Source organism: Bifidobacterium imperatoris, assembly GCF_002860405.1.
In the GTDB taxonomy this organism is placed as follows: domain Bacteria; phylum Actinomycetota; class Actinomycetes; order Actinomycetales; family Bifidobacteriaceae; genus Bifidobacterium; species Bifidobacterium imperatoris.
Window position 1 is genome coordinate 99846 of sequence record NZ_NMWV01000016.1, and the last position, 15588, is coordinate 115433.

Consider the following 15588-nt stretch of genomic DNA (forward strand, 5'->3'; position numbering starts at 1 on the left):
AATTGAACTTCTGTTTGGAGGGACTATGACCGTCACGGTATTCGCCCAGCGTTTGCGCAACGCTATGGACAGCAGGGGATTGAAACAGGTCGACTTGGTGCATGCGGCGGAACACCGTGGTGTCAAAATGGGCAAAAGCCATATCAGCCAATATGTTGCCGGCAAAACCATGCCGCGTGAAGATGTGCTGGACTTTCTTGCCAGCGAATTGGATGTGGATACGAACTGGCTTAGGGGAGAGACCAGTGAGACATCGGAACGACACAATGAGGGGATGGCTACTATGCCTGTTGAACAATCCACAGCTAATGTGACTCGGGCCGAATCCGTTGATGAGATTCCAGCTGGTCGCCGCCGTGCATTCGGTAAGTCTCATAAGCTCGACAACGTGCTGTACGATGTGCGTGGACCTGTGGTGGACGAAGCCGCACGCATGGAAGCGGATGGCACGCACATTCTGAAATTGAACATCGGCAATCCGGCACCGTTTGGTTTCCGTACGCCGGATGAGGTCGTTTATGATATGGCGCATCAGTTGACTGAGACTGAAGGTTATTCGCCATCCAAAGGCCTGTTCTCCGCGCGCAAGGCCATTATGCAGTACGCACAGCTGAAGAACCTGCCGAATGTGACCATCGATGATATTTACACCGGCAATGGCGTTAGCGAGCTCATTAACCTCTGCATGTCCGCTCTGCTGGATGACGGTGACGAGGTGTTGATTCCAAGCCCTGATTATCCGCTGTGGACGGCCTGCGTGAATCTGGCTGGCGGCACCGCAGTACATTACGTATGTGATGAGCAATCAGAATGGTATCCGGATATTGACGATATTCGTTCCAAGATCACCGATCGTACGGTGGCCATCGTGCTTATCAATCCGAACAATCCAACTGGCGCGCTTTATCCAAAGGAAGTGCTCCAGCAGATTGTGGATATCGCGCGCGAACACCAGCTCATCATCTTCTCCGATGAGATCTACGACCGTTTGGTCATGGACGGATTGCAGCACACGTCTATCGCCTCGCTTGCCCCGGATTTGTTCTGCGTTACGTTCTCGGGCCTCTCGAAGTCTCATATGATTGCCGGCTACCGTGTAGGCTGGATGGTGCTTTCCGGCAATAAGCGTATCGCCAAGGATTACATTGAGGGCATCAACATGCTGGCGAATATGCGTATTTGCTCGAATGTGCCGGCGCAATCCATTGTGCAGACGGCATTGGGTGGTCATCAGAGTGTGAACGACTACATTGTGCCGGGTGGCCGACTCTACGAGCAGCGCGAGTATATTTACAATGCAATCAACGCCATTCCTGGTTTGACGGCGGTTAAGCCCAAGGCCGCGTTCTACATCTTCCCGAAGATCGATGTGAAGAAGTTCAATATTCATGATGATGAGCAGTTCGCTCTTGACCTGCTTCATGATGAACGCATTCTAATCACTCGAGGCGGCGGCTTCAACTGGGGTGAACCTGATCACTTCCGTATCGTGTATCTGCCACGCATCGAAGTGCTCAAAGACGCCACCAACAAAATCGCCAACTTCTTCAGTTATTATTGGCAGAACTAATGGAAAACCTTCGTTGAGCCTGTTTTGATACAGCGCTAGACCTGTTCTCATAAAAGGGGTTAAGGGCTGTTCAATCTGCAAGTTCAATAGTGGTTTTTCGGCCATTCCGCAACATTCCGCAACAAATCTCTTTTTCGTTGCCGAGCGACATTCGGGTGCGTAGGCCTCGCGCTGAGATAGCACAGCGCGAGGCCTCTCTTATATTTGATTGCGAGAAGGCCTCCGGCTTGCAGCCTCGCTCTATATAAACGTTGATTGCCTCGGAATATGGGAAGACCACCCTCCCCGTGGGGACTGTATTATCAAGTGTGTAACTGATAGTAACTATGTGCTTGATTTGGATAATCTCATCAAGTTTGCGGGTAGACCTGTGCAAGGAATATGAGAAATGATGGGAGAATAATCGTATGGACGAACTGATTCTGCCAGACAAGCCGTGGACTCAACGTCAGATTCGAGACTTGCGTAAAGAAATTATCGCTGACATGACGCTGGATGCACAAACCGCGCTTGCCTCTAGGATTGGCGACGTGCTTCCGGTATTCAAAATCTCGGATATGCGTGAAGCTCCGCACAGCGGATATCGTGCCGTGCATGTCATAGTGAAGCTCCCGGATGGGGTTTTCTGTGAAGTGCAGGTGCGTACGTTGCTGCAGGATGCTTGGGCTAACTGTTACGAGCTTGCGGGGGATATTTATGGGCGCGCTATCCGATACGAAGGCAAACCGGACCATGATGACCACGGTGTGGTTGATTCGTTGAAGAATATATCGGCAAGTGTCGCGACGTTGGAGAAGGCGTTGAATGATTCAAACGACAACAATGTCAAGCGAAAAGCCATAACCGCATCCATGTCCTCAATAATCGAAGTACGTGATTCCCTTGGGGAGAAACGTGACATTCTTAAACGTTTCTAACTATTATGGGGATATCAATAGGAAAGGAACCATGATGGTGGGTGTCATTATCCGGTATAACCGGAAGACTGGGGACCGTTGTGTCAAGGTTTATGACGGCCCCAACGGATATCTCGATGCAGGCAATGATCCAGCGTATTTGCGCGATTCCGCAAAAGTCGGAACCGATTGGGAGGTTGCCTTAATCGGCTCCGACTCCTTGGCTTCGGTGATGCATACGCATTCCCGTTATTTCAGCGGCAAGGATCGGACAAAGGAACTGGCCGCCCAGTTCGAGTAAACAATCAAATTCAGGTGGGTTCGATTCTATCAATCGCATGCAGGTTCATCGAAACCGTGTGAAACACGTTGATTACTGTGTTTCACACGGTTTCGGTGTAATTCAGACATAGTTTCAGATGCCTAGCACACTATCTGCCATGACCTGCACGAGGTGGGTCAACACTGCACTAATTCCATACCTCTTCAGCAATAGAGCGGACCAGGGCGATCTTGGCCCACTGCTGATCTTCGGTCAGGTGGTTGCCTTCTTCGGTGGAAGCAAAGCCGCATTGCGTAGACAGGCACAGACGCTCCAGCGGCACATACTGCGCTGCTTCGGCGATACGAGCCTTAATCGCTTCAGGATTTTCCAGCTCAGGCTTCTTGGAGGTGATCAGGCCGAGCACCACCTTCTTGTCTCCGGACACCTTGGCCAACGGTTCGAAATCACCGGAACGATCATCATCGAACTCAAGATAGTAGGCGGCAACATTCTCTTCGCCGAAGAGCACATCGGCCACCTGACCATAGCCACCTGCGGAGAACCACTGAGACTGGTAGTTGCCGCGGCAGATATGCGTGGTCACCACCATGTCTGCCGGTACAGAAGCAATCACCGCATTGTTTACTGCGGCGTACTGGCGCTGCACGGTCTTGGCATCAACGCCGAAAACGGTGTCCTTGAAGTCCTCGCCGACAAATGCGCCCCAAGTACAATCATCGAACTGCAGCGTACGGCAGCCGGCCTCGTACAAATCATGGGCTACCTGAATATAAGCGTTGGCAATAGCTTCAGCCAGAGCATCGTTATCCTTGTACGGGCTGTGCGCTTCCTCGGCGATACCCTGCTGCAGCACAAACAGCGTCTGCGCGGGGGAGGGCACGGTCTGCTTGGCGATGGTGTTCTCATCTTCCAAAGCCTTGACGAACTTGTAATGCTCCACGAACGGATGATGCTCACCACTGAGCTCGCCATCCACACCGGCAGCCTCGGTCACGGGCGTGCCATCGGAACCCTTGAACAGAATCGGAGCAGTGCCGCGCTTTACACCGTTCAAACCCCACATGAAGTCAAGATGCCAGTAGGCGCGGCGGAATTCACCATCAGTAATCACACGCAAGCCAGCTGCCTTTTGCTTGGCAACCAGCTCGGTGATGGCCTTGTCTTCAACAGCCTTCAGTTCGGCAGCATCAATACGTCCGGCTTCGAAATCAGCACGGGCTGCTTTGAGCTCGGCAGGACGAAGATAGCTACCAACCACGTCGGCGCGGAAAGGTGCATTATGCTGATACGTCATGGAGTCGCTCCTTAACGATTCATGACCGCTGAACCAAATCAAACAATCAGTTCACCAGCCATGATTGGTGTGGTTATGTCAACGTCGTTTGTTGAACATGCCATCATCGCATATCCAACAAACATATACGTTGGGTACCTTATCAGCGCAATTGCAACACTGTCTGCAGCGTCTCACAGAACGTTACTGTGCTGTTCAAAAAACTTATGGCTTATCCTTATGCGCAATCCTGAGTGAATCAATCACACCGATTACCGCGCCAATAGCTGCAGGAGTCAACCATCCAAGCTGTTGATGCTGCAACGGAAGCGCATTCAGCAAGGATTCAAGCCACGGCAGCGAACCACCAAACACAGTGACCAGCGAAGCGATACAACCAATCAACGCCACAATGCCAACCAACAGCACCATCCAGAAATACACGCGGGGGAAACGTGCCGCAAACACTGTATGCGTGATGGCCAGCAGCACGAGCACAATCGAAATCGGGTACAATGCGGACAACACTGGTACGGAAACCTTAATGATCAGACTTAATCCAGCGTTGGAGACCACGAAACTGAAGATGGTGAACGCCAGTTGCCATGCACGATAGCTTACTGTGTGACCGGCTACGGTCGGGAACTTGGTGTGGAAGTAAGTGGCGCAAGTGCAAATCAGACCTGTGCAAACATTCAAACATGCGATGACGAATACGATGCCGAGAAAAATAGTGCCGGCAGTGCCGAAAATCGTGGAGGTAAGGTTCGTCAACACCGTGGCACCAGTGTCACTATTCGCATTGATAGCAGTAATGGAACCGGAAACCGCACCAACATAGCTCAGCGCACCGTAGATCAGAATCAGCAGGACTCCAGTGCCAAGTCCGGCAATTGCAGTCTCACGCTGTACCTGTGACTCCTCGGTAACGTTGAGTGCACGTACGTTGGCTGAAATGACAATACCAAAATACAAGGCAGCAAGCAGATCCATCGTCTGATAACCATCGAGGAATCCACGAGCCATCTGATTGGTTTGATAATTACCGGAAGGTGCAGTGGCTGTAGCAATACCATGTACCAGACAAGCTACGAACAATACTGCAATCAGTACCAGCAGCAACGGCCCCATGAAGCGGCCAAGCACTTTGGATAGTTTTTCAGGATGCTGGGCGAAGAGAAATGCCAGCGTGAAGAACAGCAGTGAATACAGGAGCTGAGCTATCCATTTGGAGCCATCTGGCACGAGCGGCACCACCATCATTTCGAATGATGTTGTAGCTGTGCGAGGAATCGCGAAGCACGGCCCAATGGTCAAAATAATGGCAATGCCGAGAAACAGCGCGAATTTGGGGGAGACCCGGCCGGCGAGCTTATCAAAACCATCTGCAAACGTGACCGCCAATACGCCAAGAATTGGCAGACCCACCGCAGACACAATGAATCCAATGGCTGCAGGTATTGTGGCAGCTCCTGCCTGTGCACCTACGAACGGCGGGAAAATGAGGTTTCCTGCACCAAAGAACATCGAAAAGAAGGTAAACGTCATCACCACGCGCTGTCGGCTATTCAGGGTGCGCAATACATATCCTCTCATCAGAGCGCCCTATATCAAGTTCAGGCACAATCTCTCTGTTCGCGAACTTACCAGTCAGGGAACTTTGCGGCAAGAGAGAGTCGTACCGATGGCATCCGAATGCCCACGTTTCGGTCATCATCGACGATATTTGCTTATTGTTGTTTCCGGCCAGAGCAAAGGGCCTGCAATATATGCGCACAGGGTTGACATCGTTGGCGGACAGCAAATGAGGCTCTGACCATATTTTCAGGTCAGAGCCTCATTGAGTGTTACTGATAATGTGCTATTCGCACATTACGTCAGTGATCTCAGGCGTTCACGCGATCGATGCCGGACTGAACGTCGGCCAGCACGGAATCCCAGGACTTGATGAAGGCGGCGACACCGTCGGCCTCCAGCTTGTCGGTGACGTCCTTCAGGTTGATGCCGAGCTCAGCCAGCTTGTTGATGATGGCGTGGGACTCTTCGTAGGTGCCCTCGATGGACGGAGCGCCGTTGCCGTGATCAGCCAGAGCGTTCAGGGTCTTCTCCGGCATGGTGTTGACGATGTGCGGAGCAACCAGCTCGTCAACGTACTTGCAGTCGGAGTAAGCCGGGTTCTTGGTGCCGGTGGAAGCCCACAGCGGACGCTGAACCTTGGCGCCCTTGGCAGCCAGGTCGGCCCAGCGCGGATCCTCGGCGAACTTCTTCTCGAACAGTTCGTAAGCCAGGCGAGCGTTGGCCACAGCAGCCTTGCCCTCCAGAGCCTTAGCCTCGTCGGAGCCGTTGGCTTCCAGCAGCTTGTCCACAGCGGTGTCCACGCGGGAGACGAAGAAGGAAGCGACGGAGCCGATGTGCTTCAGGTCGTGGCCGTTAGCAGCAGCCTGGGCGATGCCCTCGATGTAAGCGTCGATGACCTGCTCATAACGCTCGAGAGAGAAGATCAGGGTGACGTTCACGGAGATGCCCTTGGCCAGGGTAGCGGTGATGGCCGGCAGGCCTTCGAGGGTTGCCGGAATCTTGATCATGGCGTTCGGACGGTTGACCTTCTCCCACAGCTCGACAGCCTGCTTCTCGGTGGCTTCGGTCTCGTGGGCCAGACGCGGGTCAACTTCGATGGAGACGCGGCCGTCAACGAAGTCGGTCTTCTCAGCGATCTCACGGAAGATGTCGGTGGCGTTGCGCACATCGGTGGTGGTGAGCTCGCGAACGGCGGTCTCAACGTCGACCTTGCCGAGTTCCTTGAGCTGAGCATCGTACGGGCCGACCTGGCTCAGAGCCTTCTGGAAGATGGACGGGTTGGTGGTAACGCCGACCACGTTCTTGTTGGCGATGAGGTCCTGCAGGGAGCCGGACTCGATGCGGGAGCGGGACAGATCGTCCAGCCAGATGGAAACGCCGGAATCGGACGTACGCTGAGTTGCTTCAGTCATATTTTTCTCCTTGTTATTGGTTCCCCTCCTTTAAGAGGGGAACCGAAATTTATTAAATTATTCAGTAATCAGGCGTTAGCCTCGGCGATGGAAGCTTCAGCAGCCTCGACCACGTGCTCGGCGGTGATGCCAAGGTCGATCATGTTCTGAGCGCCGTCACCCTGCAGGCCGAACTGCTCGATGGAGACAGGCTTGCCGTAGGAGCCGAGGTACTTGTACCACGGCATGGCGACGCCGGCCTCGACGGAGACACGGGCCTTGACGGAAGCCGGAAGCACGGCCTCCTTGTACTCGGCGTCCTGCTCCTCGAACCATTCCATGGACGGGAAGGAGACCACGCGAGCCTTGACACCCTTCTCAGCCAGGGTCTTGGCAGCAGCGACAGCCCACTGGACTTCGGAGCCGGAAGCCATGATGATGACATCCGGAGTGCCTTCGGTGTCGACGAGCACGTAAGCGCCCTTCTTGACGCCGTCCTTAGCCTTGGCAGCGGTCTCAGCCAGAGTCGGCACGCCCTGACGGGTCAGCACCATGGCGCCCGGCAGAGTGTTCTTCTTCTCGAAGAAGTAACGGTAGGCTTCAGCGGTTTCGAAGGCGTCGGCAGGACGGATGACCTCGAGCTGCGGGATAGCGCGGAAGGAAGCGAGGTGCTCAACCGGCTGGTGAGTCGGACCATCTTCTCCGACAGCCACGGAATCGTGGGTCCAGACGTAGAGGTTCGGAATCTCCATGAGGGCGGCCAGACGAACGGCGGAACGCTCGTAGTCGGAGAACATGAAGAAGGTGCCGCCGAACGGACGGGTGTGGGAGCCCAGCAGGATGCCGTTGGTGATGCAGCCCATGGTGAACTCGCGCACGCCGAAGTGCAGCTGACGACCGAACTCGTTGCAGTTCGGCCACTGAACGGTAGCGCACTCAGCCGGAGCGAAGGTAGCAGCACCCTTGAGGTCGGTCTTGTTGGAGCCACCGAGGTCGGCGGAGCCGCCCCAGAGTTCCGGCATAACAGCAGCGATGGCGTTCAGCACGGAGCCGGAAGCGCCACGGGTGGCAACACCCTTGCCGACTTCGAAGGTGGCCTCAAGGTCATCAATGGCCTTGTCGAAGCCTTCCGGCAGTTCGCCGGCCTTCAGACGGTCGTACAGGGCAGCCTTGTCCGGGTTGGCCTTGCGCCAAGCGTCGAACTTCTCATCCCAAGCCTTGTGTGCTTCGAGACCGCGATCGGCGACCTTGCGAGCGTGAGCCAGGGCTTCTTCGTCGATGTGGAAGGACTCTTCCGGATCGTAACCGAGAACCTTCTTCAGGCCGGCAACGGCCTCGGCACCGAGCTTGGAGCCGTGAGAAGACGGATCGTTGGTCTTGCCCGGGGTCGGCCAAGCGATCAGGGAGTGAACCTTGATGAGCTTCGGCTGATCCGGAGCGGCAGCCTCAGCCTTTGCGATCACGTCAGCCAGGCCTTCGATGTCCTCCTTGTAGGAGCCATCAGGCTGGATGAAGCTGAACTCATCGGTGTACCAGCCGTAGGCCTGGAAGCGCTTCAGCACGTCCTCAGCCAGAACCAGGTTGGTGTCGCCTTCGATCTGGATGCGGTTGGCGTCGAAGATCACGGTCAGGTTGCCGAGCTTCTGGTTAGCAGCCAGAGCAGCAGCCTCGCCGGAGATGCCTTCCTCGATATCGCCTTCGCCGCAGATGGCCCAGATCTTGTGGTAGAACGGGGAATCTTCCTTCGGGGTCTCCGGATCGAGCAGGCCACGCTGGAAACGCTCGCCGTAAGCAAAGCCGATGGCGGAAGCGAAGCCCTGGCCCAGAGGACCGGTGGTCATTTCGATGCCCGGGGTCAGACCGTACTCAGGGTGGCCCGGGGTGCGGGTGTCAGCGCCGCCACGGAAGTTCTTGAGATCGTCCAGAGTCACGCCGTAGCCGGAGAAGTACAGCTGAACGTACTGGGTGAGGGAAGCGTGGCCGCCGGAAAGAATGAAGCGATCGCGGCCTTCCCAGTTGGGATCGTTAGGATCGTGCTTGATGAAGTGCTGGTACAGGGTGTAGGCGACAGGCGCCAGGGAGATAGGGGAACCGGGGTGGCCGGAACCAGCCTTCTCAACCGCGTCAGCCGAAAGGACCTTTGCCATTGCGATGGCGCGCTCGTCGAGCTCGGTCTCCTTGAATTCGGTCATGGATTTACTTTCCTTCCAATTGGTCGGGCCGCGTATCCGGCTTGTGCCGGGCGCTTGACGCCCTCACATTGCGTTTCCCATGTTAACGTCGGAAGAAGACGTTTGTGGTGCATATTTGGCGTGTTTTGGTAAGTTGTGTTCTGTTAGCGTTCACAATTACCATTCATTCGCTACCAACGAACGTATTAGCACTCGAAACCAATGAGTGCTAATACAATATGAATCGAGGCTTACGCTGGTTTGATATCGATCAGCCGTTGAATGTGACACGCCGGAACGTCGGTGTTGTTCTTTCAGCGTGTCGTTCGCGTTATCTCACTCGAAACGTCATGCACCTGCTGTGCATGAATGCCGAACATGAGATAGCGGGCATATCAGATGTATGCGTGCGCCACGCAAATTACGTATATATGGAATGCACATAAGGAGGCGCGCATGACGCAATCCAGACGCATGTTGGTGCTGCGCGCCGTGGTTGAAGACTACATTCGGTCTCAGGAACCCGTGGGATCCACATCGCTCACCAAACAACATGATCTAGGCGTCAGCTCGGCCACGATTCGCAACGATATGGCAGCACTGGAAGATGAGGGCTACCTCATCCAACCGCACACGTCAGCAGGACGCGTACCCACCGAAAAAGGGTACCGTTACTTCGTTGATCGTCTTGCCACAGTCATGCCATTAAGCGAAGCGCAACGTCGAGGTATTAACAGCTTTTTGGAAGGCTCGGTCAGCTTAAAGGATGCACTGCAACGCGCGGCTCGCCTGCTTTCAGAGATAACTGGCCAAGTCGCGATAGTCGCATCCCCATCATTGGCCAAAGCCACAATGCGGCACGTCGAAATGGTCCCGGTGGCCATGAACACACTGCTTGCTGTGGTCATCACCGATACCGGGCGTGTGGCACAGCATGGTCTCGTCGTACCCTCCATGCCATCAGCGGATGATATCAATCATCTATCGTCGACAGTAAACGAGCAATGCGGCGGCCTATCTCTGGCAAAAGCGGGGGAGAAGGTCCGCTCCATCGCCGAAACAGCAGGATTCGAAGAAGTCAAGGCAGTTGCTAAAGCATTGGCCGATGCTTTTGAATCTATGGCATTGGATGAGCGAGCCAATGAGTTGTACATGTCTGGGGCTTCGCACCTTGCTCATTCGCGTTCCTTGGCCGATTTGGCACCATTGTTCGATGCATTGGAGGAGCAAGTTGTGCTCATGAAGCTGATGAGCAATCTCAGCGAGGAAACCAATGCGTCCGGAGTTGGCGTTGCCATCGGCTCGGAAAGCCATACACCCGGACTCTTGCATGCCTCAGTAGTCAGTAGCGGGTATGGACGTAAGGCTGCTTCCCGCGACTCGAATCTCGATGACGGTTCGACTACGAGCCCGAGCGACAACGAACCCGTTGCATTCGTCGGATCCATCGGCCCCACACATATGGATTATGCGGCCACTATGGCCGCGGTTCGAGCGGTGGCGCGATACCTCAGCGCCTTTATTTCCGAAAGCGGAACCGACGCATCATGAAAGATCAACTCTTCGGATCGGCATTTGCATGTTTTCAACATGCATGTGAACGCTGACCGCGGGCTATGGCACAATAACCGGCAGACTACACGAACACAAAGGATCATTCAGTGGCAGATTATTACGAAACCCTAGGTGTTGACCGCAACGCCAGCGACGCTGATATCAAAAAAGCTTATCGCAAGCTCAGCCGTAAATATCACCCGGACATTGCCGGCCCTGAATTTGAAGACAAGTTCAAGGAAGTCAACAACGCATACGAAGTGTTGTCGAACCCGGATAAGCGCCGTATGTATGATTCCGGTGTGGATCCCAATAATCCCAATGCCGGTGCCGGTGGTTTCTCCGGTGGCTTTGGAGATATGGGCGATGTGTTCTCCACATTCTTCGGCTCCGCTTTCGGCGGCGGCTCCCAAGGCCCTGTTCCGCGCACTCAGCCCGGACGTGACGCTCTCGCTTCGGCGTCCATTGATTTGAAGACCGCCGTCTTTGGCGGTACTGCACATGTAAAGATCAATACGTTTGCGCTGTGCCAGGAATGCGGTGGCTCTGGATCCCAAGGCGGAGCACAACCGGTCACCTGCCCGGATTGCCACGGCCAAGGCTTCATGCAGAAGGTCGTTCGCACGATGCTGGGACAGATGATGACTTCCGCACCTTGCGAGCGATGCGAAGGTCACGGCACCATCATCAAGAACCCGTGCCCCAGCTGCATGGGCCACGGTCGAGTGCGCACCACGCGCAACGTTGGCGTCAGCGTGCCGGCCGGCATCAATGACAACGCTCGTCTTCGTCTTGCCAATCAAGGTGAGGTCGGCGAAGGCGGCGGCGCCGCAGGCGATTTGTATATTGATATCCGCATCCGTACCGATAAGCAGTTCACTCGCGACGGCGATAATCTGCATTGCTGGATTCAAGTGCCGATGAGCTGGGCAGTGCTGGGCCATGATTTGGATATCGATACGTTTGACGGCAAGCAGACGATTTCCATTCCCGCAGGCTGCCAGCCGGAAGATACTGTGACGCTGAAGGGGCTTGGCGTCACCAACATTCGTAACAACGACGAACGTGGCGATTTGATTGCCCATGTCAACGTGCTTATTCCTACAAAGCTTGATGACAGCGAACGCCATCTCATCGAACAGTTCGCGCAATCGCATGATTCGGATGCTTCGCATGTGGCCCAGGCATCCCGACCGCAAGCCGGGCAGAAAAAGGCTGGCTTCTTCAGCAAATTGAAGGACGCATTGAGCTGAGCTGAATGCCGGCGTCAATAAGCCTGTTGCGTTGAATAAGGAAGGGTGTGGGAGTCTTATCGATGAAGACTCCCACACCCTTCCTTATGGCCTGCTTAGTTTAGGAAATAGAGCAATCAGCCGAGCAGCGTCCGGCACATGGAGCGGTATTCACTGACGTATCCACCGCCAAAGAACACGCAATGGCCGGCGATGGGGTAGAGCTGCCAAAGAGTCAGACGTTCCTGCCATCCGGCTTTCAACGGATGCACTGACTGGTAGCCTTCGGTAATCTGCGTCAAATAGCTCATACCAAACAGGTGCAGCATGGCCAAATCCTCTTCGCGGTGACCGCCGTGTGCCGCTGGGTCGATGAGAACGGCCTCGCTGTGGCCGGAATCAGCAGTCCACATCACATTGCCGCTCCACAGGTCGCCATGAATACGGGCCGGCTTATCATTTGCCGCTCGGCCCATGAGATCTGGAAGCGCTTCAATTACGCGCTCAGTCAAATCAACGTCACGCTTGTCCAGCTCGCCACGCTTTACGCCAAGTTCCACCATCGGCCGCAGACGACCATCAGCGAAATAACTGATGGGGTCGCTCCATGTGCCGGTGTCCATCTTTACTGGGTCTTGAAGCGGTCCAAAATAACATGTGCCATCGTACCCGTCTGGGGCGGAACCGAAGAATTCAGCTCCGGCGTCATGCATACGAGCGAGCGCAGCGCCAAAATCAAAAGCTGCTTTCGCCGTGGGAGATGAGCTGCTGACCCGTTCAATATCGAGGTAATCCTTACCCCATCCGTACACTTCGACCACGCGCGGTCCGCCTTGAGCATGTGCGGCGCCAAGCCATTCCAAGCCGCGTCCCTCGCATTCAAAGAAGCCTTGTGGTGCGAAAGCCCTGCTTTTGCGATATGTTGCCATCGCAGTCCCTCCTCCTATTCTGTTTCCACTTTGCATTGTAGAAGCCGTGGTTGTCATCGTTGTTGACATGATTTCTTAGTGTTGTTCTACACCCCCTTCGGTAGTGTGTTCATCGTCATAACTACGAGATAAGAATGAATTAAGAGGGGTTATGAATTTTTTCCAAGCCATTGTTCTTGGCATTATTCAGGCGCTGACTGAGTATCTTCCAGTTTCCTCCAGCGCTCATATTCGTATTTTCGGTGATCTGATGCTGGGTTCCGACCCAGGTGCTGCGTTCACCGCCATTATTCAAATCGGTACTGAGCTTGCTGTGGTGTTGTATTTCCGCCGCGACATCATCAATATTCTGACGCATTGGTTTGCTTGCTTGTTTGGCAAAAACGGCAAGGATTTCAAGTCTCGTATGGGTCGTGGAGACTATTACGCCACAATGGGCTGGAATGTGATTGTTGGTTCCATTCCGATTGTCATTCTTGGTTTTACGCTGCAGAACATTGTTGAAACGACGCTGCGCAATCTGTGGATTACCGTCACCGTGCTGTTCCTGTTCGGTATTCTGCTGTGGGTGGTGGATGCTCGTGCGCGTCAATCCAAGACTATGGCCGATATGACGTATCGCGATGCTTTCCTGTTCGGTCTGGGACAGTCTCTTGCCTTGATTCCTGGCGTGTCTCGTTCAGGCGGCACCATTACCGTTGGCCGTGCACTTGGATATGAACGTGAGGCCGCTGTGCGACTGAGCTTCTTGATGGCTATTCCCGCTGTTCTGGGATCTGGTTTGCTTGAAGCGGTTAAGGCTGTGAAGAACTACAAGGCCGACGCGTTGTTCCCTGGCTGGGGCCCAACCATTGTGGCGGCTGTCGTGTGCTTCATTCTGGGCTACATTGTCATCATCGGCTTCCTGAAGTTCGTGTCCACATTCTCGTACAAGGCTTTTGCCATCTACCGTATCGGACTGGCCGTTGTGGTTGCTTTGCTGCTGCTGTTCGGCGTACTGCCGGCCATTGATCCATCCGTGGCTGCTGCAGCATAACGGTGCTTAATTGCCGATGATTATCGGCAACGCCGGCATATGTGAAGAGCGCCGCTCACCTTCTCTGTCAGGTGAGCGGCGCTCTTCACATATAATGCGGCAAGCATGTTTTTCTCATTCGCCCATGTTGCGTAGGAAGGCTTCGGCCTCTTTTACCAATTGCTCGGCCTGAGGTGCACCCAATGAGGCTTCTGCATCGGCTTTCTGTTTGAGGTCGTATTCATGTTCCAAATGGCCGACGTAATCAGCTAGCTGGTCATTGCATCTGACCAAAATCGAAGCTTGCGCCTTCCAATGATCGGACTTGGACTGCAAGTCACCTGTATCAAAAGCAAACCCGATACGGTCTCCTAATGCTTGCAGAAGGCGCAAAGTTCCTGCAGCGCACTCATCACTGCCAAGATACTGGGGAATCGATACCCACATTGAAGCGTGAGAGAACCCCTGATCAGCTGCTGCCACATCCAAAACAGTGGGAATGCCTACTGGCCCGTTGTATTCACGATCGCCTTCACATTGGCAGGCTCCATCGCTGACGGATAACGGCAATGGTCTGGTGTGAGGACAGTCCGAAAACATCGAACCGAGAGTGATGATCTGATTGACGTCAAGTTCCTCGGCTATCGCAAGACTTTCGCTGCAATAATTACGCCAGCGATAATTAGGTTCCGGAGCAATCTGCGCATAAAGATGACGATGAGGAGCCAAAGTAATGTCATAAAACGTGGTTTGTGGCCAAATAAGGTTGGCATATCCGGCAGCATGGCACATCATTGGACGAGCCACCTGATAGTCGTAATAACCATCGCAGCTAATGTGTCGAATCTCGCGGGACTCATATTGCCCAACGAGATGACGAATGACGTTTGTAGCCGCCTGGCATGCATCATTCCAGCCTTCAAATGCGGCAATCATAACCGATCGAGGCATATGCGCTTCTCCACTCATATTGTCTAGAGTAACGTGCGCCAGCAGTCATCGAGAAGCTCTTTAGCCATAAGCGAGCAGAGCAAGGAAAAATAAGGCGACACGCCGTGATTGGACGAACTACATGCATGTGAGTATAGTAATCACTCGTGCTTCGGCAGGGGAAATCCTGCAGAGAGCATTGCGGACATAGCTTAGTTGGTAAAGCGCAACCTTGCCAAGGTTGAGACCGCGGGTTCGAGTCCCGTTGTCCGCTCTAGGTCCGACGAGTTGACAGACCTTTACGGTGGGTTAGCCAAGCGGTTAGGCAGCGGCCTGCAAAGCCGTATAGACGAGTTCGACTCTCGTACCCACCTCGAAGGACAGCAGATTCCATCTGCTGTCAACACAGCAGACCCGGGCGGTTGGCGCAGTGGTAGCGCACTTCCCTGACACGGAAGGGGTCACAAGTTCGAATCTTGTATCGCCCACCACGGATGAAGTAATTCATCGTGATAATTGAATACCGAATGATTCGGGCGATTGGCGCAGCGGCTAGCGCACTTCGTTCACACCGAAGGGGTCGTAGGTTCGATTCCTACATCGCCCACTGAATCCTGCTTCTCACGGCAGGATTCTTTGCGGACATAGCTTAGTTGGTAAAGCGCAACCTTGCCAAGGTTGAGACCGCGGGTTCGAGTCCCGTTGTCCGCTCCACTTAAAGCCTCGCTTCAGCGAGGTTTTCTTGTATTCCAATGCATAATCC

Annotated in this window: 12 protein-coding genes and 5 tRNA genes; 11 read left to right on the forward strand and 6 right to left on the reverse strand. The window is 54.3% G+C overall.

What is annotated here, in order from left to right:
• Nucleotides 1-25: 25 nt before the first annotated feature.
• The 3 genes from Tam1G_RS06630 (at nucleotide 26) to Tam1G_RS06640 (ending at nucleotide 2767) form a co-directional block, all read left to right on the forward strand.
• Nucleotides 26-1570, forward strand: a complete 1545-nt coding sequence (locus tag Tam1G_RS06630) for an aminotransferase class I/II-fold pyridoxal phosphate-dependent enzyme (protein ID WP_101625911.1) — start codon at nucleotides 26-28, stop codon at nucleotides 1568-1570.
• A 407-nt stretch (nucleotides 1571-1977) separates the two neighbouring features.
• Nucleotides 1978-2487, forward strand: coding sequence for a nucleotidyltransferase family protein (locus Tam1G_RS06635; protein ID WP_101625912.1), 510 nt, complete (start codon nucleotides 1978-1980; stop codon nucleotides 2485-2487).
• A 31-nt stretch (nucleotides 2488-2518) separates the two neighbouring features.
• Nucleotides 2519-2767: a hypothetical protein gene (locus tag Tam1G_RS06640; protein WP_133124990.1), complete on the forward strand. Its 249-nt coding sequence runs from the start codon at nucleotides 2519-2521 to the stop codon at nucleotides 2765-2767.
• Nucleotides 2768-2936: 169 nt separating this feature from the next.
• Here Tam1G_RS06640 and Tam1G_RS06645 read toward each other — a convergent pair whose 3' ends face one another.
• The 4 genes from Tam1G_RS06645 to tkt form a co-directional block, all read right to left on the reverse strand.
• The gene (locus Tam1G_RS06645) at nucleotides 2937-4046 is read right to left on the reverse strand and encodes a 5-methyltetrahydropteroyltriglutamate--homocysteine S-methyltransferase (RefSeq protein ID WP_101625913.1); all 1110 of its coding nucleotides are present in this window, start codon (nucleotides 4044-4046) and stop codon (nucleotides 2937-2939) included.
• Nucleotides 4047-4250: 204 nt separating this feature from the next.
• Nucleotides 4251-5621: a branched-chain amino acid transport system II carrier protein gene (gene brnQ / locus Tam1G_RS06650; protein WP_423220487.1), complete on the reverse strand. Its 1371-nt coding sequence runs from the start codon at nucleotides 5619-5621 to the stop codon at nucleotides 4251-4253.
• A gap of 290 nt (nucleotides 5622-5911) precedes the next feature.
• On the reverse strand, nucleotides 5912-7015 hold the full coding sequence (tal, locus tag Tam1G_RS06655) for a transaldolase (RefSeq protein ID WP_033890859.1): 1104 nt from the start codon (nucleotides 7013-7015) through the stop codon (nucleotides 5912-5914).
• A gap of 68 nt (nucleotides 7016-7083) precedes the next feature.
• Entirely contained in the window at nucleotides 7084-9186 is a 2103-nt protein-coding gene (gene tkt / locus Tam1G_RS06660; RefSeq protein ID WP_101625915.1) for a transketolase, read from the reverse strand.
• A 378-nt stretch (nucleotides 9187-9564) separates the two neighbouring features.
• Here tkt and hrcA point away from each other — a divergent pair, with 378 nt between their 5' ends.
• Nucleotides 9565-10716, forward strand: coding sequence for a heat-inducible transcriptional repressor HrcA (hrcA, locus tag Tam1G_RS06665; RefSeq protein WP_423220488.1), 1152 nt, complete (start codon nucleotides 9565-9567; stop codon nucleotides 10714-10716).
• A gap of 110 nt (nucleotides 10717-10826) precedes the next feature.
• The gene (gene dnaJ, locus Tam1G_RS06670) at nucleotides 10827-11972 is read left to right on the forward strand and encodes a molecular chaperone DnaJ (RefSeq protein ID WP_101625917.1); all 1146 of its coding nucleotides are present in this window, start codon (nucleotides 10827-10829) and stop codon (nucleotides 11970-11972) included.
• Between the two features lie 116 nt (nucleotides 11973-12088).
• Here dnaJ and Tam1G_RS06675 read toward each other — a convergent pair whose 3' ends face one another.
• Nucleotides 12089-12880: a fructosamine kinase family protein gene (locus tag Tam1G_RS06675; protein WP_101625918.1), complete on the reverse strand. Its 792-nt coding sequence runs from the start codon at nucleotides 12878-12880 to the stop codon at nucleotides 12089-12091.
• Between the two features lie 151 nt (nucleotides 12881-13031).
• Between Tam1G_RS06675 and uppP the strand changes: the two genes are divergently transcribed.
• Nucleotides 13032-13916, forward strand: a complete 885-nt coding sequence (gene uppP / locus Tam1G_RS06680) for an undecaprenyl-diphosphatase UppP (protein ID WP_033890853.1) — start codon at nucleotides 13032-13034, stop codon at nucleotides 13914-13916.
• Between the two features lie 114 nt (nucleotides 13917-14030).
• Here the strand turns inward: uppP and Tam1G_RS06685 are convergent, their stop codons facing one another.
• Nucleotides 14031-14831: a PAC2 family protein gene (locus Tam1G_RS06685; protein WP_165781935.1), complete on the reverse strand. Its 801-nt coding sequence runs from the start codon at nucleotides 14829-14831 to the stop codon at nucleotides 14031-14033.
• 195 nt (nucleotides 14832-15026) lie between these two features.
• Here Tam1G_RS06685 and Tam1G_RS06690 point away from each other — a divergent pair.
• The 5 genes from Tam1G_RS06690 to Tam1G_RS06710 all read left to right on the forward strand — a co-directional run bounded on the left by Tam1G_RS06690 (nucleotide 15027) and on the right by Tam1G_RS06710 (nucleotide 15539).
• Nucleotides 15027-15099, forward strand: a tRNA-Gly gene (locus Tam1G_RS06690).
• Between the two features lie 29 nt (nucleotides 15100-15128).
• Nucleotides 15129-15199 (forward strand) — tRNA-Cys (locus Tam1G_RS06695).
• A gap of 42 nt (nucleotides 15200-15241) precedes the next feature.
• Nucleotides 15242-15316: transfer RNA gene (locus tag Tam1G_RS06700), tRNA-Val, on the forward strand.
• Nucleotides 15317-15359: 43 nt separating this feature from the next.
• Nucleotides 15360-15432, forward strand: a tRNA-Val gene (locus Tam1G_RS06705).
• A 31-nt stretch (nucleotides 15433-15463) separates the two neighbouring features.
• Nucleotides 15464-15539, forward strand: a tRNA-Gly gene (locus tag Tam1G_RS06710).
• Nucleotides 15540-15588: the final 49 nt, after the last annotated feature.

Bases quoted from the DNA above. Each gene is read 5' to 3' on its own strand.
- Tam1G_RS06630 (WP_101625911.1), top strand. From the start codon at position 26: ATGACCGTCACGGTATTCGCCCAGCGTTTGCGCAACGCTATGGACAGC.
- Tam1G_RS06635 (WP_101625912.1), top strand. From the start codon at position 1,978: ATGGACGAACTGATTCTGCCAGACAAGCCGTGGACTCAACGTCAGATT.
- Tam1G_RS06640 (WP_133124990.1), top strand. From the start codon at position 2,519: ATGATGGTGGGTGTCATTATCCGGTATAACCGGAAGACTGGGGACCGT.
- Tam1G_RS06645 (WP_101625913.1), bottom strand. From the start codon at position 4,046: ATGACGTATCAGCATAATGCACCTTTCCGCGCCGACGTGGTTGGTAGC.
- brnQ (WP_423220487.1), bottom strand. From the start codon at position 5,621: ATGAGAGGATATGTATTGCGCACCCTGAATAGCCGACAGCGCGTGGTG.
- tal (WP_033890859.1), bottom strand. From the start codon at position 7,015: ATGACTGAAGCAACTCAGCGTACGTCCGATTCCGGCGTTTCCATCTGG.
- tkt (WP_101625915.1), bottom strand. From the start codon at position 9,186: ATGACCGAATTCAAGGAGACCGAGCTCGACGAGCGCGCCATCGCAATG.
- hrcA (WP_423220488.1), top strand. From the start codon at position 9,565: ATGTATGCGTGCGCCACGCAAATTACGTATATATGGAATGCACATAAG.
- Tam1G_RS06675 (WP_101625918.1), bottom strand. From the start codon at position 12,880: ATGGCAACATATCGCAAAAGCAGGGCTTTCGCACCACAAGGCTTCTTT.
- uppP (WP_033890853.1), top strand. From the start codon at position 13,032: ATGAATTTTTTCCAAGCCATTGTTCTTGGCATTATTCAGGCGCTGACT.
- Tam1G_RS06685 (WP_165781935.1), bottom strand. From the start codon at position 14,831: ATGATTGCCGCATTTGAAGGCTGGAATGATGCATGCCAGGCGGCTACA.